The sequence below is a fragment of the Pseudomonas sp. SIMBA_067 genome (assembly GCF_046534675.1).
Classification (GTDB): domain Bacteria; phylum Pseudomonadota; class Gammaproteobacteria; order Pseudomonadales; family Pseudomonadaceae; genus Aquipseudomonas; species Aquipseudomonas putida.
This window is the reverse complement of the sequence record NZ_JAWRYH010000009.1, coordinates 105,727-128,415: the sequence shown is the minus strand read 5'-3', so window position 1 is coordinate 128,415 and position 22,689 is coordinate 105,727. Positions and strand designations below refer to the sequence as shown.

General features: G+C 63.5%; 18 protein-coding genes. 14 read left to right on the top strand and 4 right to left on the bottom strand.

The window, feature by feature from the left end:
* The first annotated feature begins 140 nt into the window (after positions 1-140).
* On the top strand, positions 141-1,103 hold the full coding sequence (locus SB765_RS20025; protein WP_410911468.1) for a DMT family transporter: 963 nt from the start codon (positions 141-143) through the stop codon (positions 1,101-1,103).
* A 50-nt stretch (positions 1,104-1,153) separates the two neighbouring features.
* Here the strand turns inward: SB765_RS20025 and SB765_RS20020 are convergent, their stop codons facing one another.
* Positions 1,154-2,548 (bottom strand): class II fumarate hydratase, encoded by a 1,395-nt coding sequence (locus SB765_RS20020; protein ID WP_410911466.1) that lies wholly within the window; start codon positions 2,546-2,548, stop codon positions 1,154-1,156.
* A 154-nt stretch (positions 2,549-2,702) separates the two neighbouring features.
* Here SB765_RS20020 and SB765_RS20015 point away from each other — a divergent pair, with 154 nt between their 5' ends.
* The 7 genes from SB765_RS20015 to SB765_RS19985 all read left to right on the top strand — a co-directional run bounded on the left by SB765_RS20015 (position 2,703) and on the right by SB765_RS19985 (position 10,575).
* Positions 2,703-3,227: a DUF2059 domain-containing protein gene (locus SB765_RS20015; protein WP_016485344.1), complete on the top strand. Its 525-nt coding sequence runs from the start codon at positions 2,703-2,705 to the stop codon at positions 3,225-3,227.
* Positions 3,228-3,237: 10 nt separating this feature from the next.
* Positions 3,238-3,534, top strand: a complete 297-nt coding sequence (locus tag SB765_RS20010; protein WP_016501024.1) for a BolA family protein — start codon at positions 3,238-3,240, stop codon at positions 3,532-3,534.
* 220 nt (positions 3,535-3,754) lie between these two features.
* Positions 3,755-4,687, top strand: a complete 933-nt coding sequence (locus SB765_RS20005) for a rhodanese-related sulfurtransferase (protein ID WP_019473004.1) — start codon at positions 3,755-3,757, stop codon at positions 4,685-4,687.
* A gap of 3 nt (positions 4,688-4,690) precedes the next feature.
* Entirely contained in the window at positions 4,691-5,323 is a 633-nt protein-coding gene (locus SB765_RS20000) for a DsbA family protein (protein ID WP_341797854.1), read from the top strand.
* A complete protein-coding gene (locus tag SB765_RS19995; RefSeq protein WP_341797855.1) occupies positions 5,316-7,148 on the top strand; it encodes an ABC transporter ATP-binding protein in 1,833 nt (610 codons plus the stop codon). Before SB765_RS20000 ends, SB765_RS19995 begins: the two co-directional genes overlap by 8 nt.
* Positions 7,149-7,302: 154 nt before the next feature.
* Positions 7,303-9,759, top strand: a complete 2,457-nt coding sequence (locus SB765_RS19990) for an EAL domain-containing protein (protein ID WP_341797856.1) — start codon at positions 7,303-7,305, stop codon at positions 9,757-9,759.
* Positions 9,760-9,789: 30 nt separating this feature from the next.
* Positions 9,790-10,575 (top strand): TenA family transcriptional regulator, encoded by a 786-nt coding sequence (locus tag SB765_RS19985; protein WP_059395300.1) that lies wholly within the window; start codon positions 9,790-9,792, stop codon positions 10,573-10,575.
* Positions 10,576-10,712: 137 nt separating this feature from the next.
* Here the strand turns inward: SB765_RS19985 and SB765_RS19980 are convergent, their stop codons facing one another.
* Genes SB765_RS19980 through ubiG form a run of 3 tightly spaced genes read right to left on the bottom strand, consistent with a single transcriptional unit; the run spans position 10,713 to position 12,847 of the window.
* On the bottom strand, positions 10,713-11,453 hold the full coding sequence (locus SB765_RS19980) for a YciK family oxidoreductase (RefSeq protein WP_341797857.1): 741 nt from the start codon (positions 11,451-11,453) through the stop codon (positions 10,713-10,715).
* 21 nt (positions 11,454-11,474) lie between these two features.
* Positions 11,475-12,146, bottom strand: coding sequence for an N-acetylmuramic acid 6-phosphate phosphatase MupP (gene mupP, locus SB765_RS19975; protein ID WP_016501017.1), 672 nt, complete (start codon positions 12,144-12,146; stop codon positions 11,475-11,477).
* Between the two features lie 2 nt (positions 12,147-12,148).
* Positions 12,149-12,847 carry a bifunctional 2-polyprenyl-6-hydroxyphenol methylase/3-demethylubiquinol 3-O-methyltransferase UbiG gene (gene ubiG / locus SB765_RS19970; RefSeq protein WP_016501016.1) on the bottom strand — a complete coding sequence of 233 codons (699 nt, stop codon included), beginning with the start codon at positions 12,845-12,847 and terminating at the stop codon, positions 12,149-12,151.
* Between the two features lie 110 nt (positions 12,848-12,957).
* On the opposite strand from ubiG, the gene mtnA reads away from it, so the two are divergent.
* The 6 genes from mtnA (at position 12,958) to cmk (ending at position 22,679) form a co-directional block, all read left to right on the top strand.
* Entirely contained in the window at positions 12,958-14,034 is a 1,077-nt protein-coding gene (mtnA, locus tag SB765_RS19965; protein WP_410931810.1) for an S-methyl-5-thioribose-1-phosphate isomerase, read from the top strand.
* A gap of 365 nt (positions 14,035-14,399) precedes the next feature.
* Positions 14,400-17,165 (top strand): DNA gyrase subunit A, encoded by a 2,766-nt coding sequence (gene gyrA / locus SB765_RS19960; protein WP_341797859.1) that lies wholly within the window; start codon positions 14,400-14,402, stop codon positions 17,163-17,165.
* Positions 17,166-17,412: 247 nt separating this feature from the next.
* Positions 17,413-18,498, top strand: coding sequence for a 3-phosphoserine/phosphohydroxythreonine transaminase (gene serC, locus SB765_RS19955; RefSeq protein WP_059395297.1), 1,086 nt, complete (start codon positions 17,413-17,415; stop codon positions 18,496-18,498).
* Positions 18,498-19,592 carry a prephenate dehydratase gene (pheA, locus tag SB765_RS19950; protein ID WP_016501012.1) on the top strand — a complete coding sequence of 365 codons (1,095 nt, stop codon included), beginning with the start codon at positions 18,498-18,500 and terminating at the stop codon, positions 19,590-19,592. Before serC ends, pheA begins: the two co-directional genes overlap by 1 nt.
* A gap of 151 nt (positions 19,593-19,743) precedes the next feature.
* Complete coding sequence (locus tag SB765_RS19945) at positions 19,744-21,996, top strand: bifunctional prephenate dehydrogenase/3-phosphoshikimate 1-carboxyvinyltransferase (RefSeq protein WP_410911458.1); 2,253 nt, start codon at positions 19,744-19,746, stop codon at positions 21,994-21,996.
* Positions 21,993-22,679, top strand: coding sequence for a (d)CMP kinase (cmk, locus tag SB765_RS19940; RefSeq protein WP_016501010.1), 687 nt, complete (start codon positions 21,993-21,995; stop codon positions 22,677-22,679). The genes SB765_RS19945 and cmk overlap by 4 nt, the downstream gene beginning before the upstream one ends.
* Positions 22,680-22,689 lie beyond the last annotated feature (10 nt).

Genomic DNA, 22,689 nt, shown 5'->3' with positions numbered 1-22,689 from the left:
ACCAGAACAGGCTGCACACCTGCCAAGCCATGCCACACAAGAATGACCTGATGAATTCTTTTCTTGGCACTCTTCCCCGTCACTGCCCTCCAAGCCCGTAGAATTCAGTCACCCCCACCACGGGCTTGATCGAGGACGCTATGCACACCACTTCCGGCCGCTGGAGCTATGGCCTGTTCCTGGCACTTCTGACCGCATTGCTCTGGGGCATCTTGCCGATCAAGCTCAAACAGGTACTGCAGGTGGTCGACCCGATCACCGTCACCTGGTACCGCCTGCTGGTTTCCGGTGGCCTGCTGTTCGCCTGGCTGGCAGCCAGGCGGCGCCTGCCGTCATTCACCCGGCTGGCACCCAGGGGCAAAGGCCTGGTAGTGGTGGCCGTGCTGGGCCTGATGGGCAACTACGTGCTGTACCTGATCGGCCTAAACCTGCTCAGCCCTGGGACCGCGCAACTGGTGGTACAGGTCGGCCCGGTGCTGTTGCTGGTGGCCAGCGTGTTCGTGTTCCGCGAGCGCTTCAGCCTGGGGCAGGGCGTGGGCCTGGTGATTCTGCTGGCGGGGTTTGGCCTGTTTTTCAACCAGCGCCTCGAAGAGCTGCTGACTTCATTGGGCACCTACACCACCGGCGTGCTGACCATTCTGCTGGCCACCAGCATCTGGGTGTTCTACGCCCTCAGCCAGAAGCAACTGCTGACCGTGTGGCATTCACAGCAGGTGATGATGGTGATCTACCTCAGTTGTGCTGCGCTGCTCACGCCTTGGGTACACCCGCTGGAGGCGTTACAACTGACTCCGGTGCAGGGCTGGCTGCTGCTGGCCTGCTGCCTGAATACCCTGGTGGCTTACGGCGCATTTGCCGAGGCGCTGGCGCACTGGGAGGCGTCGCGGGTGAGTGCCACCCTGGCGTTGACACCGCTGGTGACCTTTGTCGCGGTGGCGCTGGCGGCACTGGTGTGGCCGGAATATGTGCAGGCCGAGGACATCAATGCCCTGGGTTATGTAGGGGCGGTGACCGTGGTGTCCGGCTCGGCGCTGGTGGCGCTGGGGCCCTCGCTGGTGGCCAGTTGGCGTGCGAGGCGGGCGCGGCTGGCCCAGGTTCATTGATCGCTTGCTCCGGCCCTATCGCCGGCAAGCCGGAGCAGGCAATGAAGAGCTCAGCCCTTGCCACCCGGTGCCAGCATGTTCTCCGGCCGCACCCACTGGTCGAACTGCTCATTGGTCAGGTACTTCAACTCCAGCGCAGCCTCGCGCAAGGTCTTGCCTTCGCTGTAAGCCTTCTTGGCAATTTCCGCCGCCTTGTCATAGCCGATATGCGGGTTCAACGCTGTCACCAGCATCAAGCCCCGCTCCAGGTGCGCGGCCATTTGCTCGGCATCGGGCTCGATGCCCGCCACGCAGTGCAACTGGAAGTTGCGGCAGCCATCGGCCAGCAGTTCGATCGACTGCAACAGGTTGTGGATGATCACCGGCTTGAACACGTTCAGCTGCAGATGCCCCTGGCTAGCGGCAAAACCGATGGCGGCATCGTTGCCCAGCACCTGGCAAGCCAGCATCGACAGCGCCTCGCACTGGGTCGGGTTAACCTTGCCGGGCATGATCGAACTGCCCGGTTCGTTGGCCGGCAGGCGCACTTCGGCAAAGCCTGCGCGTGGGCCGGAGCCCAGCAGGCGCAAGTCGTTGGCGATTTTCATCAGCGCCACGGCCAGGGTTTTCAAGGCGCCTGCCAGGCTGGTCAGCGGTTCATGGCCGGCCAGCGCCGCGAACTTGTTTGGCGCCGTCACAAACGGCAGGCCGGACTCCGCCGCCAACTCGGCAGCGATGGCTTCGGCAAAGCCATGCGGGGCATTGAGCCCGGTGCCCACAGCGGTGCCGCCCTGGGCCAGTTCGCATACCGCCGGCAGGGTGGCGCGGATGGCGCGCTGGGCATAGTCGAGCTGGGCGACGAAGGCGGACACCTCCTGGCCGAAAGTGATCGGCGTGGCGTCCATCATGTGCGTGCGGCCGGTCTTCACCAGCTTTTGGTGGCGGGCCGACAGCTCGGCAAGCCCCGACGACAGTTCGGCGACCGCCGGCAGCAGCTGCTCGTGCACCGCCTGCGCCGCAGCGATGTGCATGGCTGTGGGGAAGCAGTCGTTGGAGCTCTGCGAGCGGTTGACGTGGTCGTTGGGGTGCACTGGCGCTTTGCCGCCACGGCCATTGCCGGCCAGTTCGTTGGCGCGCCCGGCGATCACTTCGTTGACGTTCATGTTGCTTTGCGTGCCGCTGCCGGTCTGCCACACGACCAACGGGAACTGGTCGTCGTGCTGGCCATCAAGCACTTCGTCGGCGGCTTGTTCGATCAGTCGGGCGATGTCGGCCGGCAGGTCGCCGTTGCGGTCGTTGACGCGTGCCGCGGCTTTCTTGATCAGCGCCAGGGCGTGCAGCACCGCGAGGGGCATGCGTTCCTTGCCAATGGCGAAATTGATCAGCGAACGCTGGGTTTGCGCACCCCAGTAGGCGCCATCAGGAACTTCGACCGGGCCCAGGCTGTCTGTCTCGATACGGCTCATTCTGTACTCACTCCTGTGTAGTTCGAAATCGCAGTTTAGGCCCTGATTCGACCGAGCGGTTCCGTCGCTCGTCGTGCCACTTGAGCACATCGCCACCACGGCGCAGAATGCTCTACTCTGAGGTACCCGCCTCCCTCTTCTTGAAGGAAATGCAATGACCCGTCTCCGTGTCCTTTGTGCCGCCGTTGCCCTGGCTTGCGCCAGCGGCCAGGTGCTCGCTGCCACCGCCAGCCACAACGCTGCTGCCGAGAAATTCCTGACCCTGGCCAACGCCGACAAGCTGGGCACCCCGGTGTACATGCAGGTCCAACAGATGTTCGCCCAGCGCTTCGCGCAAACCAAGGCCCCGGCCGCCAAACAGCCAGTGCTGGAAAGCTACCAGGCCAAAGCCAACGCCGCGCTGGACAACGCCATCGGCTGGAACAAGCTGAAGCCGAAGATGGTCGACCTGTACACCCAGACCTTCACCGAGCAAGAGCTGAAAGACCTGGTCAAGTTCTATGAATCGCCGCTGGGCAAGAAAGTCCTGCGTGAAATGCCCAAGGTTACCCAGCAGTCGGCCCAGCTGACCCAGCAGAGCCTGGAGCCAGCAGTGCCGGTGGTGAACAAGCTGCTGGAAGACATGACCAAGGAACTGGACCCTAACGCTGGCAAGGCTGCCGTCCCTGCCAAGAAGTGAGCACGCCGCAATGACCATGCAACAGCGCATTGAACAACAGCTGGGCGCCCTGGCGCCGCAGCACCTGCAAGTGCTCGACGAAAGCCACATGCACAGTCGTGGTCAGGAGACCCACTACAAGGCAGTGATCGTCAGCGAGCAGTTTGCCGGGTTGAACAGCGTCAAGCGCCACCAGAAGGTGTACGCCACCATGGGTGAGCTGATGGGCCAGATCCATGCCCTGGCCATTCATACCTACACCGCGGAAGAGTGGGCCAAGGTCGGCGTTGCGCCGGCCTCGCCGGTGTGCGCCGGCGGCGGGCACTGAAACCTTTTTGTTGTTCTGGTAGAATCCGTACCATCCAAGGGGGCCGCTGTGCGGCCCATTCGCGGCACAAGGCCGCTCCTACAGGGATTGCACCACCCGTTGGGTTGTGTATTTCCCTGTAGGAGCGGCCTTGTGCCGCGAATGGGGCGCAAAGCGCCCCCTGCTTTTTGTCAAACCCGGTCCGCCCCTTACGAGGGCAACCACCTGGAGAACCCGCTTCATGTCACAACCTATCGTCGTCGCGGCGCTGTACAAGTTCGTCACCCTGCAAGACTACGTCGAGCTGCGCGAGCCGCTGCTCAAGGCCATGCTCGACAATGACGTCAAAGGCACCCTGCTGCTGGCCCACGAAGGCATCAACGGCACCGTGTCGGCCACCCGCGAAGGCATCGACGGCCTGCTGGCCTGGCTGCGCAACGACCCGCGCCTGGCTGATGTCGACCATAAAGAGTCGTACTGCGACGAGCAGCCGTTCTACCGCACCAAGGTCAAGCTCAAGAAAGAGATCGTCACCCTCGGCGTGCCGGGCGTGGATCCGAACCAGGCGGTCGGCACCTATGTCGAGCCCAAGGACTGGAACGCGCTGATCAGCGACCCGGAAGTGCTGCTGATCGATACCCGCAACGACTACGAAGTGGCCATCGGCACCTTCAAGGGCGCGATGGACCCGAAGACCGAAACATTCCGCGAGTTCCCGGCGTACATCAAGGCCAACTTCGACCCCAGCAAGCACAAGAAAGTGGCCATGTTCTGCACCGGCGGCATTCGTTGCGAAAAAGCCTCCAGCTACATGCTCGGTGAAGGCTTCGAGGCGGTCTATCATCTTAAGGGTGGCGTGCTGAAGTACTTCGAGGAAGTGCCTCAGGAAGAAAGCCTGTGGGACGGCGACTGCTTCGTCTTCGACAACCGCGTTACGGTGCGCCATGACCTGAGCGAAGGCGAGTACGACCAGTGCCACGCCTGCCGCCACCCGATCAACGCAGAGGAGCGCGCGTCCGAGCACTATTCGCCAGGTGTCAGCTGCCCGCATTGCTGGGACACCCTGAGCGAGAAAACCCGGCGCAGTGCCATCGACCGGCAGAAGCAGATCGAGCTGGCCAAGGCCCGCAACCTGCCGCACCCGATCGGTTACAACTACAAAGCCGAGGCCTGATGCATGCCTGCACGCCTGATTTATGTGATGGACCCGATGTGCTCCTGGTGCTGGGGTTTCGCGCCGGTAGCCGCCGCCCTGATCGCCCAGGCGCGTGAGGCGGGCGTTGTCACCCGCGTGGTGCCGGGCGGGCTGCGCACCGGCGGCAGCGCCCTGGACAGCTCCACCCGCAAGTACATCCTCGAACACTGGCAGGCGGTGGCCGACGCCACCGGCCAGACATTTCGTTTCGAAGGGGCCATGCCTGAGGGCTTCGTCTACGACACCGAGCCGGCCTGCCGCGCCCTGGTCACTGCCCGTGAGCTGGACGCCGAACGCGTCTGGCCGCTGCTGGCGCTGATCCAGCGTTCGTTCTACGAGCAGGGCGTGGACGTGACCACGGCGCCGCAGCTGGTCGAGCTGGCCTCGCAGTGCGGCTTCGACCGCACCGTGTTTGCCGAAACCTTCGCCCGCGCCGATACCCGCGCCGCCACCGCAGCCGATTTCAGCTGGGCCCAGGACCTGGGTATTGCCGGCTTTCCGACCCTGCTGGCCGAGCGCAATGGCCAACTGGCCCTGCTGACCAACGGCTACCAGCCGCTGGAGCGCCTGCAACCCTTGCTTGGCCGCTGGCTGCAGCAGGCCGCCTGTGCTTGATGTGCCTGGGTCACCCGACCCGGTGCCGGGCAAGCCTCACGCTGCGGGTGATCGACTGAGCTGGGCGGAAATCCGCCGCCTGGCCCTGCATCACAAGAAGAACCTCTGGTCTGCCAACTTCATCGCCGTGCTGGCGGCTTGCTGCAGCGTGCCCATTCCGTTGCTGCTGCCCCTGTTGGTGGACGAAGTACTGCTCGGTCATGGCGATGCTGCGCTGAAGTGGATGAACCACCTGCTGCCCTCCAACTGGCAGGTGGCAGCCGGTTATATCGGGCTGATGCTGGCGCTCACCTTGTGCCTCCGCGTGGCTGCCCTGGCGTTCAACGTGATCCAGGCCAAGCTGTTTGCCGGTTTGGCCAAGGATATCGTCTACCGCCTGCGCATCCGCCTGATCGAGCGGCTCAAGCGCATTTCGCTGAAGGAATACGAAAGCCTGGGCAGCGGCACGGTAACCACCCACCTGGTCACCGACCTGGACACCCTGGACAAGTTCGTGGGCGAAACCCTCAGCCGCTTCCTGGTGGCCATGCTGACCCTGACCGGTACAGCGGCGATCCTGATCTGGATGCACTGGCAGCTGGCCTTGCTGATCTTGCTGTTCAACCCGCTGGTGATCTATTTCACCGTGCAGCTGGGCAAACGCGTCAAACACCTGAAAAAGCTTGAGAACGACAGCACCGCGCGCTTTACCCAGGCGCTGACGGAAACCCTCGATGCCATCCAGGAAATCCGTGCCAGCAACCGCCAGGGTTACTTCCTTGGCCGTTTGGGCCTGCGCGCCCGCGAAGTGCGTGACTACGCCGTGGATTCGCAGTGGAAGAGCGATGCCAGTGGCCGTGCCAGCGGCTTGTTGTTCCAGTTCGGCATCGATATCTTCCGCGCCGCAGCCATGCTGACCGTACTGTTCTCCGATTTGTCGATCGGCCAGATGCTGGCGGTGTTCAGCTACCTGTGGTTCATGATCGGGCCGGTGGAGCAACTGCTCAACCTGCAATATGCCTACTACGCCGCCGGCGGTGCGCTGAGCCGCCTCAACGAGCTGCTGGCGCGCGATGACGAACCGCAGTACCCGGCCGCCAGCGACCCGTTCGCCGGCCGTGAGACGGTGGGCATCGAAGTGCGCGACTTGCGCTTTGCCTATGCCGACGAGCCGGTGCTGGAAAACCTCGACCTGTCTATCGCTCCGGGCGAAAAGGTGGCGATTGTCGGCGCCAGTGGTGGCGGCAAGAGCACCCTGGTGCAACTGCTGCTGGGCCTTTACAGCGCCCAGGCCGGGACCATCCGCTTTGGCGGTGCCAGCCTGCAGGAAATCGGCCTGGAAACCCTGCGCGAAAACGTCGCGGTGGTGTTGCAGCACCCGTCGCTGTTCAATGACACCGTACGCGCCAACCTGACCATGGGCCGCGACAGCAGCGACGACGCCTGCTGGCAGGCGCTGCGCATCGCCCAGCTGGACGCCACCATCGCCGCCTTGCCGCAGGGCCTGGACAGTGTGGTGGGGCGCTCCGGCGTGCGCTTGTCTGGCGGGCAGCGGCAGCGCCTGGCCATCGCCCGCATGGTGCTGGCCGAGCCCAAGGTGGTCATTCTCGACGAAGCCACCTCGGCGTTGGACGCCGCCACCGAGTACAACCTGCACCTGGCCCTGGCGCGCTTCCTCAGCGGCCGCACCACGCTGATCATCGCCCACCGGCTGTCGGCGGTGAAGCAGGCCGACCGGGTGCTGGTGTTCGATGGCGGGCATGTAGCCGAAGATGGCGACCACCAGCAGCTGATTGCCGAGGGTGGGTTGTACGCCAAGCTTTATGGGCACTTGCAGCAAAGCTGACGTTCAGGCTTGATCGTGTGTTGGCGCTCGATCCAACAGTCGCCACCTACCTCAAGCCAGCCCCTAAAAAAACCCCGTCACGTTGATGGCAGATGGCCTACGCTGTGCTTGTCTGGGTCGATTTGCGCCTTATCTGCTCTGTGACAGGGACTCCATGAAGGGACATCGCACACTCGAAGCGCCGAAGTTGCTCGGCATCACCTGGCCCTTCATCGCCGTTGTGGTCTTTCAGGTGGCGCTGGGCAGCCTCAGCCTTTATACGCTCTCGGCCGTGCGCGCCTATGTCGCGGGCGAAAGCCTGTGGTCGAAGGCGCAGAAAGACGCCATCTATTACCTGAACCTGTACGCCGACACCCGCGACGAAAGCACCTATCAGCGCTATCGCCAGGCCATTACGGTGCCCCAGGGCGACCACCAGCTGCGCGAGGTGCTCGATCAGCCCAGCCCCGACCTGGAGGCTGCTCGCCAGGCCGTTCTGCAAGGCGGCAACCACCCCGACGATGTCGAGCGGATCATCTGGTTCTACCGTAACTTCCGCAACATCAGCTACATGCAGACAGCCATCGACTACTGGGATATCGGCGACGACTACCTGGCCAAGCTGGATGTGCTGGCCGGCGAGATGCGCCAGAGCTTTGCCAGTGGCCCGGTCGACGCCCAGGCCGTCAATGCCTGGAAGGCGCGCATCGTCACCATCAACGAAGGGGTCACGCCCGCTGCCAAAGCGTTCAGTGATGCCTTGGGCGAAGGCTCGCGCATGTTGCTGCGGGTGCTGCTGATCACCAACCTGCTGACAGCGATGTTCCTCATTACCATTGCCTGGCGCCGCTCCAGCAAGCTGCTGGCCCAGCGTCAGGCTTTCGCCACCGCCCTGCAGGCAGAAAAAGAGCGGGCACAGACCACCTTGCAGGCCATTGGCGATGCGGTCATTACTGCCGACGTGGATGGTTGCATCGGCTACATGAACCCGGCCGCCGAGCAACTGACCCATTGGCAGTCTGGCCAGGCCCAGGGCCTGCCACTGTCGGCGCTGTTCAGCCTGGTGGACGAGCAGGCCGAGGAAGATGGCCGCAGCCTGGTCGAGCAGGTGCTTAGCGGCAGCCTCAAGGGCGGTGCCGAGCATGCCCGGCTGATCCAGCGGCTGGACGGCAGCACCGTGTCGATCAATCTGGTGGGCTCGCCGATCGTCAGTGACGGCCAGCTCAGTGGCATCGTGCTGGTGCTGCATGACATGACCCAGGAGCGCCAGTACATCGCCAACCTGTCCTGGCAGGCCACCCATGACGCCCTGACCGGCCTGGCCAACCGCCGTGAGTTCGAATACCGCCTGGAGCAGGCGCTGAACGGCCTTGCGCGCCAGGCCGGGCGGCATTCGCTGATGTTCCTGGACCTCGACCAGTTCAAGCTGGTGAACGACACCTGCGGCCATGCCGCGGGTGACGAATTGCTGCGGCACATCTGCGCCGTGCTGCAATCTGGCCTGCGCGAAGGTGACACGCTGGCCCGGCTGGGTGGCGACGAGTTTGGCGTGCTGCTGGAAAGCTGCCCGCCAGACCAGGCCGAGCGCATCGCCGAGCAGTTGCGCCAGATGGTGCAGAGCCTGCACTTCGTGTGGAAGGGGCGGCCGTTCGTCACCACGGTCAGTATCGGCCTGGTGCACATCGCCCAAACCCCGGGCACCCTGGAAACCTCGCTGCGTGCTGCCGACATGGCCTGCTACATGGCCAAGGAGAAGGGGCGCAACCGCGTGCAGGTGTACCACGCCGACGACAGCGAGCTGTCCATGCGTTTTGGCGAAATGGCCTGGATCCAGCGCTTGCATGTGGCGCTGGAAGAAAACCGCTTCTGCCTGTACGCACAGGAAATTGCCCCGCTGAAAACCTTCGAAGGCCCAGGCCACATCGAAATCCTGCTGCGCCTGCACGACGAAAGTGGCCGCACCATCCTGCCCAGCAGCTTCATCCCCGCAGCCGAGCGCTACGGCCTGATGACTGCGCTGGACCGCTGGGTGGTGCGCAATGTGTTCCAGGTTGTGCGCCAATGCCTGGACGAAGGCCGCGAAGGGCCGCTGTCGATCTGCGCGATCAACCTGTCGGGGTCGAGCATCGGCGATGACAAGTTCCTCGATTACCTGCAGCGGTTGTTTGTCGAGTACGCCATTCCGCCGCGGATGATCTGTTTCGAAATTACCGAAACCAGCGCGATTGCCAACCTGGGCAGTGCCATTCGCTTCATCAACGAGTTGAAGGGGCTGGGCTGTCGCTTCTCGCTCGATGACTTCTGCGCCGGCATGTCGTCGTTCGCCTACCTCAAGCATTTACCCGTGGATTACCTGAAGATCGACGGCAGTTTCGTCAAGGACATGCTCGATGACCCGGTCAACCGGGCCATGGTAGAGGTCATCAACCACATCGGCCATGTCATGGGCAAACGCACCATAGCCGAGTTCGTCGAAACACCCTTGATCGAGCAGGCCCTGCAGGAAATCGGCGTGGATTACGCCCAGGGTTACCTGATCGAACGCCCCCAGGTGTTCACCTGTGACAGTCTGCAGCGCCAACGGATCGCCGCCCGGCCTCTGTTGCAGCGGGCGCCTGGCACGTTTCGCTAGCGAGAAATCACAAGGATCAAGGAGCTGAAAGTGATTGATGCATTCGTTCGTATCGGGCCTTTGATGGACCCCGCCAGCTATCCCCAATGGGCCCAGCAACTGATTGAAGACTGCCGCGAGAGCAAGCGCCGGGTGGTGGAGCATGAGTTCTACGCGCGCCTGCGCGACGGCCAGCTCAAGCAGTCGACCATTCGTCAGTACCTGATCGGTGGCTGGCCGGTGGTGGAGCAGTTCTCGCTGTACATGGCCCACAACCTGACCAAGACCCGCTATGGCCGCCATCAGGGCGAAGACATGGCGCGGCGCTGGCTGATGCGCAATATCCGGGTTGAGCTCAACCATGCCGACTACTGGGTGAACTGGTGCCAGGCCCATGGTGTGCACCTGCATGAGCTGCAGGCCCAGGAAGTACCTCCCGAGCTCAACGGCCTGAACGACTGGTGCTGGCGCGTGTGCGCCACCGAGAACCTGGCCATTTCCATGGCGGCGACCAACTACGCCATCGAAGGTGCGACCGGGGAATGGTCGGCGGTAGTGTGCTCGACCGATACCTACGCCCAGGGCTTCCCGGAAGACCAGCGCAAGCGGGCGATGAAATGGCTGAAGATGCATGCCCAGTATGACGATGCGCACCCGTGGGAGGCGCTGGAAATCATCTGTACCTTGGCCGGCGAGAACCCGACCCTGGGGCTGCGTACCGAGTTGCGCAGGGCGATTTGCAAGAGTTATGACTGCATGTACCTGTTCCTGGAGCGGTGCATGCAGCTGGAAGGGCGCCAGCAAGGCCGTTTGCGCCCGGCGTTGGCGGCGGGCTGATCATCCGCCTGTACCGGCCCATTCGCGGCACAAGGCCGCTCCTCCAGGGATAGCGTTCCTGGCGGGTTGTACATTCCCCTGTAGGAGCGGCCTTGTGCCGCGAATGGGCTGCAAAGCAGCCCTGGCAATCTCAAGGCTTATTGGGCGTTCAACGCCTGCCCATTCACCTCTTTGCTATCCGGCCCCATCAGGTACAGGTACACCGGCATGATCTCTTCAGGCAGCGGGTTGTTCTGCGGGTTTTCGCTGGGGTAAGCCTGGGCCCGCATCGCCGTGCGCGTGGCGCCCGGGTTGATACTGTTGGAGCGCACGGGTGCCACGCCTTCCAGTTCGTCGGCCAGGGTCTGCATCAGGCCCTCGGTGGCGAACTTCGACACGCCATAAGCGCCCCAGTAGGCCCGGCCCTTGCGCCCGACGCTGCTGCTGGTGAACACCACCGAGGCGTCTTCCGACAGTTTCAGCAGTGGCAGCAGGGTGCTGGTGAGCATGAAGGTAGCATCGACGTTGATGTGCATCACGCGCATGAAGTTGTCGCCCGACAACTGCTCCAGCGGCGTGCGCGGGCCAATGATCGAGGCGTTGTTCAGCAGGCCGTCCAGGCGGCCGAACTGGTCTTCGATCATCACGGCCAGCTCGTCGTACTGGTGGGGCAGGGCGGTTTCCAGGTTGAACGGGATGACCACCGGTTGCGGGTGCCCGGCGGCTTCGATCTCGTCGTAGACCTCGTTCAGGTTGGCTTCGGTCTTGCCCAGCAGTAGCACGGTGGCGCCCACTGCCGCGTAAGCCTTGGCGGCCGCAGCACCGATGCCGCGGCCGGCGCCGGTAACCAGGATGACCCGGCCTTGCAGCAGGTCGGGACGGGCGGTGTAGTCGAACATTGTGTATTCCCTGTCTCTAGTTCAGCAGCCACACAGCGCGCTGTCGATCACTTTGCGCAGTTCCAGCGGGTGGTCCACCACCACGTCGGCACCCCAGTTGTTGGGGTTGTCCTCTGGATGAATATAGCCGTAGCGCACTGCTGCCGTGCGGGTGCCGGCGTCGCGGCCAGACTCGATGTCGCGCAGATCGTCGCCGACGAACAGCACAGTGGCAGGGTCCAGGCCCAGCGTCGTGCAGGCCAGGGTCAGTGGCTCGGGGTCAGGCTTGCTGTTTTTCACGTGGTCCGGGCAGATCAGCAGTGCCGAGCGCTCGGCCAGGCCCAGCCGCTGCATGATGGGCTCGGCGAAGCGCACCGGCTTGTTGGTGACCACGCCCCACAGCAGGTTGCCTTTCTCGATGTCGGCCAGCAGCTCGGCCATGCCGTCGAACAGCTTGCTGTGTACCGCGCAGTCGCGCTGGTAGCGCTCCAGAAACTCCAGACGCAGGGCCTCGAAGCCTTCGGCTTCCGGGTCCATGGCAAACGTGGTGGCAACCATGGCGCGGGCGCCGCCAGAGATCACGCCGCGGATCAGGTTGTCGTCAATGGCCGGCAGGCCGCGCTCGGCGAGCATGGCCTGGCAGATGGCGATAAAGTCCGGCGCCGTGTCGAGCAAGGTGCCGTCCATATCGAAGAGTACTGCTCGCAAACGCATGCTCATTCCTCGCGCAGGGTCTGGATCATGTAGTTGACGTCGACGTCGCTGTTGAGCTTGTAGTGCTTGGTCAGCGGGTTGTAGGTGAGGCCGATGATGTCCTTCACCTGCAGGCCGGCATCGCGGCTCCAGGCGCCCAGTTCGGACGGGCGGATGAACTTCTTGAAGTCATGGGTGCCGCGCGGCAGCATCTTCAGGATGTACTCGGCGCCGACGATGGCCAGCAGGTAGGCCTTGGGGTTGCGGTTGATGGTGGAGAAGAACACCTGGCCGCCAGGCTTGACCATGCGGTAGCAGGCGCGAATCACCGAGGATGGGTCGGGCACGTGCTCGAGCATTTCCAGGCAGGTGACCACGTCGAACTGTTCAGGCATTTCTTCGGCCAGGGCTTCGGCGGTGATCTGCCGGTATTCCACCTGTACGCCCGACTCCAGCTGGTGCAGCTGGGCCACGGCCAGGGGGGCCTCGCCCATGTCGATACCGGTGACCGTGGCGCCGCGCAGGGCCATGGCTTCGCTGAGGATGCCGCCGCCGCAGCCTACGTCCAGCACTTTCTTGCCGGCCAGGTTGGCCCGCTCGTCGATCCAGTTGACGCGCAGCGGGTTGATTTCGTGCAGCGGCTTGAACTCGCTTTCGCGGTCCCACCAGCGGTGGGCCAGCGCTTCGAACTTGGCGATTTCGGCGCGGTCGACGTTGCTCATTGAACAGTCCTCTGAAACTTCGCAAAATTGCGCCGGAGTATACCCGAGCGCTCGGCCCCCAGGCTCGCTATAATCGCCGGCTTTTGACATGCGAACCACGGGGAGAGGCGATGCGCGAGCGACTTTTGGCGGCGGAGAAGGTGACCGGGATCCGCTGGCAGGGCGGCATCTTGCACCTGCTCGACCAGCGCCTGTTGCCGTCGGAAGAACGCTGGCTGGCCTGCGACAATGTCGCGCAGGTGGCGGCGGCAATCCGCGACATGGCAGTGCGCGGCGCCTCGGCCATCGGCATTGCTGCCGCCTACGGCCTGGTACTGGCCCTGGAAGAGCGGCTGGCAGAGGGTGGCGACTGGGAAATGGACCTCGAAGAGGACTTTCTCACCCTTGCCGAAGCACGCCCCACGACGGCCAACCTGTTCTGGGCACTGAACCGCATGCGTGAGCGCCTGCTGCGTCTGCGCCCGGATGAAGACGTGCTGGCAGCGCTGGAGGCAGAAGCAGTGGCCGTCCACGAAAGCGACCGTGAAGCCAACCTGACCATGGCCCAGCAAGGCATCGAGCTGATCCGCCGTCATCAGGGCAATGCCCAGACGCTGCTTACCTACGGCAATGCCGGTGCCTTGGCCAGTGGCGGTTTCGGCACTGCGCTGGGGGTGATCCGCGCCGGCTACCTGGAGGGCATGGTGGAGCGGGTGTATGCCGGCGAAACTCGCCCTTGGCTGCAAGGCTCGCGCCTGACGGCCTGGGAGATGGCCAACGAGGGAATTCCGGTGACCCTGTGCGCCGACTCGGCGCTGGCGCATCTGATGAAGACCAAGGGCATCACCTGGGTGGTGGTGGGCGCGGACTGCATCGCTGCCAATGGCGACGTGGCCAGCAAGATCGGCACTTACCAGTTGGCGGTCAGTGCCATGCACCATGGTGTGCGCTTCATGGTGGTGGCGCCGAGCACCAGCATCGACCTGAACCTGGCCACCGGCGAGGATATCCCGCTGGAAGAGCGTGACGCCGACGAGTGGCCGGACTTTGGCGGTGCCCCGGCGGTACGGGATGTGCAGGTATTCAACCCGGTGTTCGACGTGACCCCGGCCGACCTGATTGACGTTATCGTGACCGAGCGGGGTGTTGTCGAGCGCCCGGATACCGCCAAACTGGCCCAGTTGATTTGCCGCAAGCGCCTGCACTGATTTTGCGCTGCCTGCACCGGCCTCTTCGCGGGCTTGCCCGCTCCCACAGGGATATCGCATGGCCTTAGGGCGGTGGTGAATCTGTGGGAGCGGGCGAGCCCGCGAAGAGGCCGTGCAGGCAATAAAAAAACCAAGAGTCAAACCCGGCTCAGACCAGCTGCCACCTCTCCCCACCGCCCCCGCCTTTGTGATAACATCCGGCAGTTTCCAAGACCGCCCATCACGGCGGCCTTCATTGCGCAGATCCATGGCACAACTCATTGATTTGTCGTAAGTCGTCGCACGCTTGAACGCTGCGGCGGCGAGCTTCGTTCGGCCCTTGATGGAGCTGCGAAGTTTCACCAGAAAAAGGAATCAGGCTTCTCATGGGCGAACTGGCCAAAGAAATCCTCCCGGTCAATATCGAAGACGAACTGAGACAGTCTTACCTCGACTACGCGATGAGCGTGATTGTCGGGCGAGCGCTGCCCGATGCGCGTGACGGCTTGAAGCCCGTGCATCGTCGCGTTCTCTATGCGATGAGCGAACTGGGCAACGACTGGAACAAGCCGTACAAGAAATCCGCCCGTGTGGTCGGTGACGTGATCGGTAAGTACCACCCGCACGGCGACACTGCGGTCTACGACACCATCGTGCGTATGGCCCAGCCGTTCTCGCTGCGCTACCTGCTGGTCGACGGCCAGGGCAACTTCGGTTCGGTGGACGGCGATAACGCCGCAGCCATGCGATACACCGAAGTGCGCATGACCAAGCTGGCGCACGAGCTGCTGGCCGACCTGCACAAGGAAACCGTCGACTGGGTGCCCAACTACGACGGCACCGAGCAGATCCCGGCGGTCATGCCGACCCGTATTCCCAACCTGCTGGTCAACGGTTCCAGCGGTATCGCCGTGGGCATGGCGACCAACATTCCGCCACACAACCTCGGTGAAGTCATCGACGGCTGCCTGGCGCTGATCGACAATCCGGAAGTCACCATCGATGAGCTGATGCAGTTCATCCCTGGGCCAGACTTCCCGACTGCCGGCATCATCAACGGTCGCCAAGGCATCATCGAGGCCTATCGCACCGGTCGTGGCCGCATCTACATGCGCGCCCGCTCCGAGATCGAAGACATCGACAAGGTGGGCGGCCGTCAGCAGATCGTCGTCACCGAGCTGCCGTACCAGCTGAACAAAGCGCGCCTGATCGAAAAGATCGCCGAGCTGGTTAAAGAGAAGAAGATCGAAGGCATCACCGAGCTGCGCGACGAGTCCGACAAGGACGGCATGCGCATCGTCATCGAGCTGCGTCGCGGCGAGGTGCCGGAGGTGGTGCTCAACAACCTCTACCAGCAGACCCAGCTGCAGAGCGTGTTTGGCATCAACGTGGTCGCCCTGATCGACGGTCGTCCGCGCCTGCTCAACCTCAAGGACCTGCTCGAAGCGTTCGTCCGTCACCGCCGCGAAGTGGTGACCCGTCGCACCGTATTCGAGTTGCGCAAGGCCCGTGAGCGTGGCCACATCCTTGAAGGCCAGGCGGTTGCGCTGTCCAACATCGACCCGGTCATCGCCCTGATCAAGGCTTCGCCGACCCCGTCCGAGGCCAAGGAAGCCCTGGTTTCCACACCGTGGGAATCCAGTGCCGTGCAGGTCATGGTCGAGCGCGCCGGCGCCGATTCCTGCCGCCCTGAAGACCTGCCGGAGCAGTACGGCCTGCATGATGGCAAGTACTTCCTGTCGCCGGAGCAGGCCCAGGCCATTCTCGACCTGCGCCTGCATCGCCTGACCGGCCTGGAGCACGAGAAGCTGCTGGCCGAGTACCAGGAAATCCTTGAGCAGATCGGCGAGCTGATCCGCATCCTCAGCAGCGCCGAGCGCCTGATGGAAGTGATCCGCGAAGAGCTGGAAGCCATCCGTACCGAGTACGGCGATGTGCGCCGTACCGAAATTCTCAATGCCAGCCACGACCTCAACTACGGCGACATGATCCCGGAAGAAGAGCGCGTGGTTACCATCTCCCACGGTGGTTATGCCAAGACCCAGCCATTGTCCGCTTACCAGGCCCAGCGCCGGGGCGGCAAAGGCAAGTCGGCAACCGGCGTGAAGGACGAGGACTACATCGAGCACCTGTTGGTCGCCAACAGCCATGCCACCCTGTTGCTGTTCTCCAGCAAGGGCAAGGTGTACTGGAAGAAGACCTACGAAATCCCCGAAGCGTCCCGCGCTGCCCGTGGTCGCCCGCTGGTCAACCTGCTGCCGCTGGAGGAGGGTGAGCGCATCACCGCCATGCTGCAGATCGACCTCGAAGCGCTGCAGCAGAACGCCGACCTCGACGAAGAGTTGGAAGACGCTGATGACACCGTGCTCGAGGGTGAGCTGGTAGAGACCGAGGAAATCGACGAAGAAGACGGCGACACCGCAGAATGGGTGGCAGAGCCTACTGGCGCTTACATCTTCATGGCCACCGCTTCCGGTACCGTCAAGAAGACCCCGCTGGTGCAGTTCGCCCGTCCGCGCTCCAACGGCCTGATCGCCTTGAAGCTGAAGGAAGGGGACACCCTGATTGCGGCGGCCATCACCGACGGCGCCAAAGAAGTCATGATGTTCTCCGACGCCGGCAAGGTCATCCGCTTCGCCGAAAGCGTCGTGCGTGAAATGGGCCGTACGGCCCGCGGTGTGCGCGGCATGAAACTGGGCAAAGGCCAGCAGATCATTTCGATGCTGATCCCGGAGTCCGGCGCGCAGATCCTCACTGCCTCCGAGCGTGGCTTCGGCAAGCGCACCCCGCTGTCCAAGTTCCCGCGTCGCGGCCGTGGCGGCCAGGGCGTGATCGCCATGGGGACCAAGGGGCGCAACGGTCTGCTGGTCGGTGCTATCCAGGTGCAGGAAGGCGAGGAGATCATGCTGATTTCCGACCAGGGCACGCTGGTGCGTACCCGGGTTGGCGAGGTGTCCAGCCTGAGCCGTAACACCCAGGGTGTTACGCTGATCAAGCTGGCGGCTGACGAGACCCTGGTGGGCCTGGAGCGTATCCAGGAGCCGTCCGAGGACGAACTCGATGATGTGATCGAGATGGACGAGGAGGGCGTCGAGGCTGAAGCGCCAGACAATGAAGAGGCTGCGGGTGCCGAAGAGGCCCCGCAGGAGTAAGCAAGCGTAAACCCGAACGGGGCGACCAAGGTCGCCCCGTTTGACTGATTACGGCAGGCAACGCCTGGCCCTGTAGGAGCAGCCTTGTGCTGCGAATGGGGCGCGAAGCGGCCCCTGGGGTTCAGAGATAGCACATGAATAGCCGGGGCCGCTTTGCGGCCCATTCGCAGCACAAGGCTGCTCCTAGAAAGAGCGGCGAGCAGCATGCAATAACGAATGTGTTCTATTTGGCAGAGCGAGAGTGGATGTGAGCAAACGAGCCTTTAACTTCTGCGCAGGCCCTGCCGCGCTTCCTGATGCTGTCTTGCAGCGCGCCCAGGCAGAGATGCTGGACTGGCGCGGCAAGGGCTTGTCGGTGATGGAAATGAGCCATCGCAGCGACGACTACGTGGCCATCGCCGAAAAGGCCGAGCAGGACCTGCGTGACCTGCTGTCCGTCCCCTCCAACTACAAGGTGCTGTTCCTGCAGGGCGGCGCCAGCCAGCAGTTCGCCGAGATTCCGCTGAACCTGCTGCCGGAAAGTGGCACTGCCGACTACATCGAAACCGGTATCTGGTCGAAAAAGGCCATCGAGGAAGCGCGCCGCTTCGGCAACATCAACGTCGCCGCCAGTGCCAAGCCCTACGACTACCTGAATATCCCGGGCCAGAACGACTGGAACCTGACCAAGAACGCTGCCTACGTGCACTATGCGTCCAACGAGACCATCGGTGGCCTGCAGTTTGACTGGGTGCCGCAGACTGGTGATGTGCCGCTGGTGGTCGACATGTCCTCCGACATTCTCTCGCGCCCCATTGACGTGTCGCAGTTTGGCCTGATCTACGCCGGCGCGCAGAAAAACATCGGCCCAAGCGGCCTGGTGGTGGTCATCGTGCGCGAAGACCTGCTGGGCCATGCCCGCAGCAGCTGCCCGACCATGCTCGACTACAAGGTTTCGGCTGACAACGGCTCGATGTACAACACCCCGGCCACTTATTCCTGGTACCTCTCGGGCCTGGTCTTCGAGTGGCTGAAAGAGCAGGGTGGCGTCGACGCCATGGAGCAGCGCAACCGCGCCAAGAAAGAGCGCCTGTACGGCTTCATCGACAACAGCGATTTCTACACCAACCCGATCAGCGTCAACGCCCGTTCGTGGATGAACGTGCCGTTCCGCCTGGCTGACGAGCGCCTGGACAAGGCCTTCCTCGCCGGCGCCGATGCCCGCGGCCTGCTCAACCTCAAGGGCCACCGTTCGGTGGGCGGCATGCGCGCTTCCATCTACAACGCCTTGGGCCTTGAGGCTGTAGAAGCCTTGGTGGGCTACATGGCCGAATTCGAGAAGGAGCACGGCTGATGTCCGAACAGGAACTCAAGGCGCTGCGTGTACGCATCGACAGCCTCGACGAGAAGATTCTCGAGCTGATCAGCGACCGTGCCCGTTGCGCTGAAGAAGTCGCCCGGGTCAAGACCGCCTCGCTGAAAGAAGGCGAAAAGCCGGTGTTCTACCGCCCTGAGCGCGAAGCTGCTGTGCTCAAGCGCGTCATGGAACGCAACAAGGGCCCGCTGGGCAACGAAGAGATGGCGCGGTTGTTCCGCGAAATCATGTCGTCGTGCCTGGCCCTTGAAGAGCCGCTGAAAATCGCCTACCTCGGCCCTGAGGGTACCTTCACCCAGGCTGCGGCCATGAAGCACTTCGGCCACGCGGTGATCAGCCGGCCGATGGCGGCCATCGATGAAGTGTTCCGCGAAGTGGCGGCCGGTGCCGTCAACTTTGGCGTGGTGCCGGTGGAAAACTCCACCGAAGGCGCTGTCAGTCACACCTTGGACAGCTTCCTTGAGCACGACATGGTCATTTGCGGCGAAGTCGAGCTGCGAATCCACCATCACCTGCTGGTAGGTGAGAGCACCAAGACCGACAGCATCACGCGCATCTACTCCCACGCCCAGTCGCTGGCCCAGTGCCGCAAGTGGCTGGACGCGCACTACCCGAACGTGGAGCGCGTGGCGGTTTCGAGCAATGCCGAGGCGGCCAAGCGAGTCAAGGGCGAGTGGAACTCGGCGGCGATTGCCGGCGACATGGCGGCCAACCTGTATGGTTTGACCCGCCTGGCAGAAAAGATCGAAGACCGCCCGGACAACTCCACGCGCTTCCTGATGATCGGCAGCCAGGAAGTGCCGCCGACCGGCGACGACAAGACCTCGATCATTGTCTCGATGAGCAACAAGCCAGGTGCCTTGCACGAGTTGCTGGTGCCGTTCCACCAGAACGGCATCGACCTGACCCGCATCGAGACCCGCCCGTCGCGCAGTGGCAAGTGGACCTACGTGTTCTTCATCGACTTCGTTGGCCACCACCGCGACCCGCTGATCAAGGCGGTCCTCGAGCAGATCAGCCAGGAGGCTGTGGCGCTGAAGGTGTTGGGCTCTTATCCGAAGGCGGTGCTTTGATTCAAGGCCCTTGGGGCTGCTTTGCAGCCCTTCGCGGCACAAGGCCGCTCCTACAGGGTCCTTGTAGGAGCGGCCTTGTGCCGCGAAGGGTCGCGAAGCGGCCCCATAGGGTCCAGCAGGCTGTCCAGATTTCAGAACAGGGTTCGCACCAGTGGTAAAAGCAGCAAAAACCAAACCCGCGCCAATCATCAACCGCCTGGTCGTGGTCGGCCTCGGTCTGATCGGTGGCTCGTTCGCCAAGGGCCTGCGTGAAAGTGGCCTGTGCCGCGAAGTGGTCGGTGTCGACCTGGACGCCCCTTCGCGCAAGCAGGCCGTGGCTCTGGGCGTGGTCGACCGCTGCGAAGAAGACCTCGCCGCAGCCTGTGTCGGTGCCGATGTCATCCAACTGGCCGTGCCGATCCTGGCCATGGAAAAAGTCCTGGCCCTCCTGGCCCGGCTCGACCTGGGCGATGCGATCATTACCGATGTCGGCAGTGCCAAGGGTAATGTCGTCCGTGAGGCGCGTTCTGTTTTTGTAAACGAGAGCGGTCAGCGCCTGCCGCGCTTCGTCCCCGGCCACCCGATCGCCGGTTCCGAGCAGAGCGGGGTGGAGGCCTCGAACGCCACCCTGTTCCGTCGGCACAAGGTGATCCTCACGCCGCTGGCCGAAACCGACCCGGCCGCGCTGGCCCTGGTCGACCGCCTGTGGCGTGCGCTGGGTGCCGATGTGGAGCACATGTCGGTCGAGCGTCATGACGAGGTGCTGGCAGCCACCAGCCACCTGCCGCACCTGTTGGCCTTTGGCTTGGTCGATTCGCTGGCCAAGCGCAATGAAAACCTCGAGATCTTCCGGTACGCTGCGGGAGGCTTCCGCGATTTCACAAGAATCGCCGGCAGCGACCCGACCATGTGGCACGACATCTTCCTCGCCAACCGCGACGCTGTCCTGCGCACACTCGATACATATCGCAGCGATCTCGACGCCTTGCGCGACGCGATCGCAGAAGGGGACGGGCACCAGTTGCTGGGTGTATTCACCCGTGCGCGTGTTGCCCGCGAGCATTTCAGTAAAATCCTGGCCCGCCGGGCCTATGTGGACGCTATGAACGCCAACGATCTGATTTTCCTGGCCCAACCGGGTGGCCGCCTGAACGGGCGGATCCGCGTACCGGGCGACAAGTCGATTTCCCACCGCTCGATCATGCTCGGCTCGCTGGCCGAAGGCACCACCGAAGTCGAAGGCTTCCTCGAAGGTGAGGACGCACTGGCGACCCTGCAGGCATTCCGCGACATGGGTGTGGTCATCGAAGGCCCCAACCACGGTCGCGTGACCATTCATGGTGTTGGCCTGCACGGCCTCAAGCCGCCGCCCGGGCCGCTGTACGTGGGCAACTCGGGTACCTCAATGCGCCTGCTGTCGGGCCTGCTGGCCGGTCAGTCGTTCGACGTGACCATGACCGGCGACGCTTCGCTGTCCAAGCGCCCGATGAACCGTGTGGCCAACCCGCTGCGTGAAATGGGTGCTGTGGTCGAAACCGGTCCGGAAGGCCGTCCGCCGCTGACCATTCGCGGTGGCCACAAGCTCAAAGGGCTGACCTACACGCTGCCGATGGCCAGCGCCCAGGTCAAATCCTGCCTGCTGCTGGCCGGCTTGTACGCTGAAGGCAAGACCACCGTTACCGAGCCTGCGCCTACCCGTGACCACACCGAACGCATGCTGCGCGGCTTTGGCTATGCGGTCGAGTCGAACGGCCCGGTGGCCTCGCTGCAGTCCGGCGGCAAGCTGACCGCTACCCGCATTGAAGTGCCGGCCGACATTTCCTCGGCAGCCTTCTTCCTGGTGGCGGCCTCCATTGCCGAAGGTTCCGAGCTGGTGCTGGAACACGTTGGCATCAACCCGACCCGCACCGGTGTAATAGACATCCTGCGCCTGATGGGTGGCGACATCACCCTGGAAAACCAGCGCGAAGTCGGCGGCGAGCCAGTGGCTGACCTGCGCGTGCGCGGTGCCAGGCTGAAAGGTATTGACATCCCTGAAGAGCTCGTGCCGCTGGCCATCGACGAATTCCCGGTACTGTTCGTGGCTGCCGCCTGCGCCGAAGGGCGTACCGTGCTGCGTGGCGCTGAAGAGCTGCGGGTGAAGGAGTCCGACCGTATCCAGGTGATGGCCGATGGCCTGATCACCCTGGGCATCAAGTGCGAACCAACCCCGGACGGCATCATCATCGACGGCGGCCAGTTGGGCGGTGGCGAAGTGCATGGCCACGGTGACCACCGTATTGCCATGGCCTTCAGCGTCGCCTCGCTGCGCGCCAGCGCGCCCATCCGCATCCACGACTGTGCCAACGTCGCCACCTCGTTCCCCAACTTCCTGGCGCTGTGCGCCGAAGTGGGTATCCGCGTGGCGGAAGAGGGTAAGTCGTGAATTCGCTGGCACCGGTCATCACCATCGACGGGCCGAGCGGCTCGGGCAAGGGCACGGTCGCCGGCCTGCTGGCCCGCGAGCTGGGCTGGAAGCTGCTGGACTCCGGCGCGCTGTACCGCTTGCTGGCGTTCAACGCCAGCAATCATGGCGTCGACCTGACCAACGAAGAGCTGCTGACCAGGCTTGCCGCCCATCTGGATGTGCAGTTCATCGCTGCCCAGCCCGGTAAGCTGCAACAGATCATCCTTGAGGGTGAGGACGTCAGCAATGTCATCCGCACCGAAACCGTCGGCGCCGGCGCGTCGATGGTGGCTTCCCTGCCGGCAGTGCGTGATGCCCTGCTGGTGCGTCAGCGCGAATTTCGCGATGTGCCGGGGTTGATCGCCGACGGCCGCGACATGGGTACCGTGGTATTCCCTGACGCGCCGTTGAAGGTCTTTCTGACCGCCAGCGCAGAAGAGCGCGCACGTCGCCGTTACCTGCAGTTGAAGGGCAAGGGTGAAGATGTTAGTCTGTCGAGTCTGCTGGATGAGATTCGTGCGCGTGATGAGCGCGACACCCAACGTGCAGTGGCCCCGCTGAAGCCAGCGGCCGATGCCATTCAGTTGGACTCTACCGAGTTGTCCATCGAGCAGGTGTTGCAACGTATCAGAAGCGAGATCGCCCTGCGCGACCTCGCCTGATCGCCAGGAA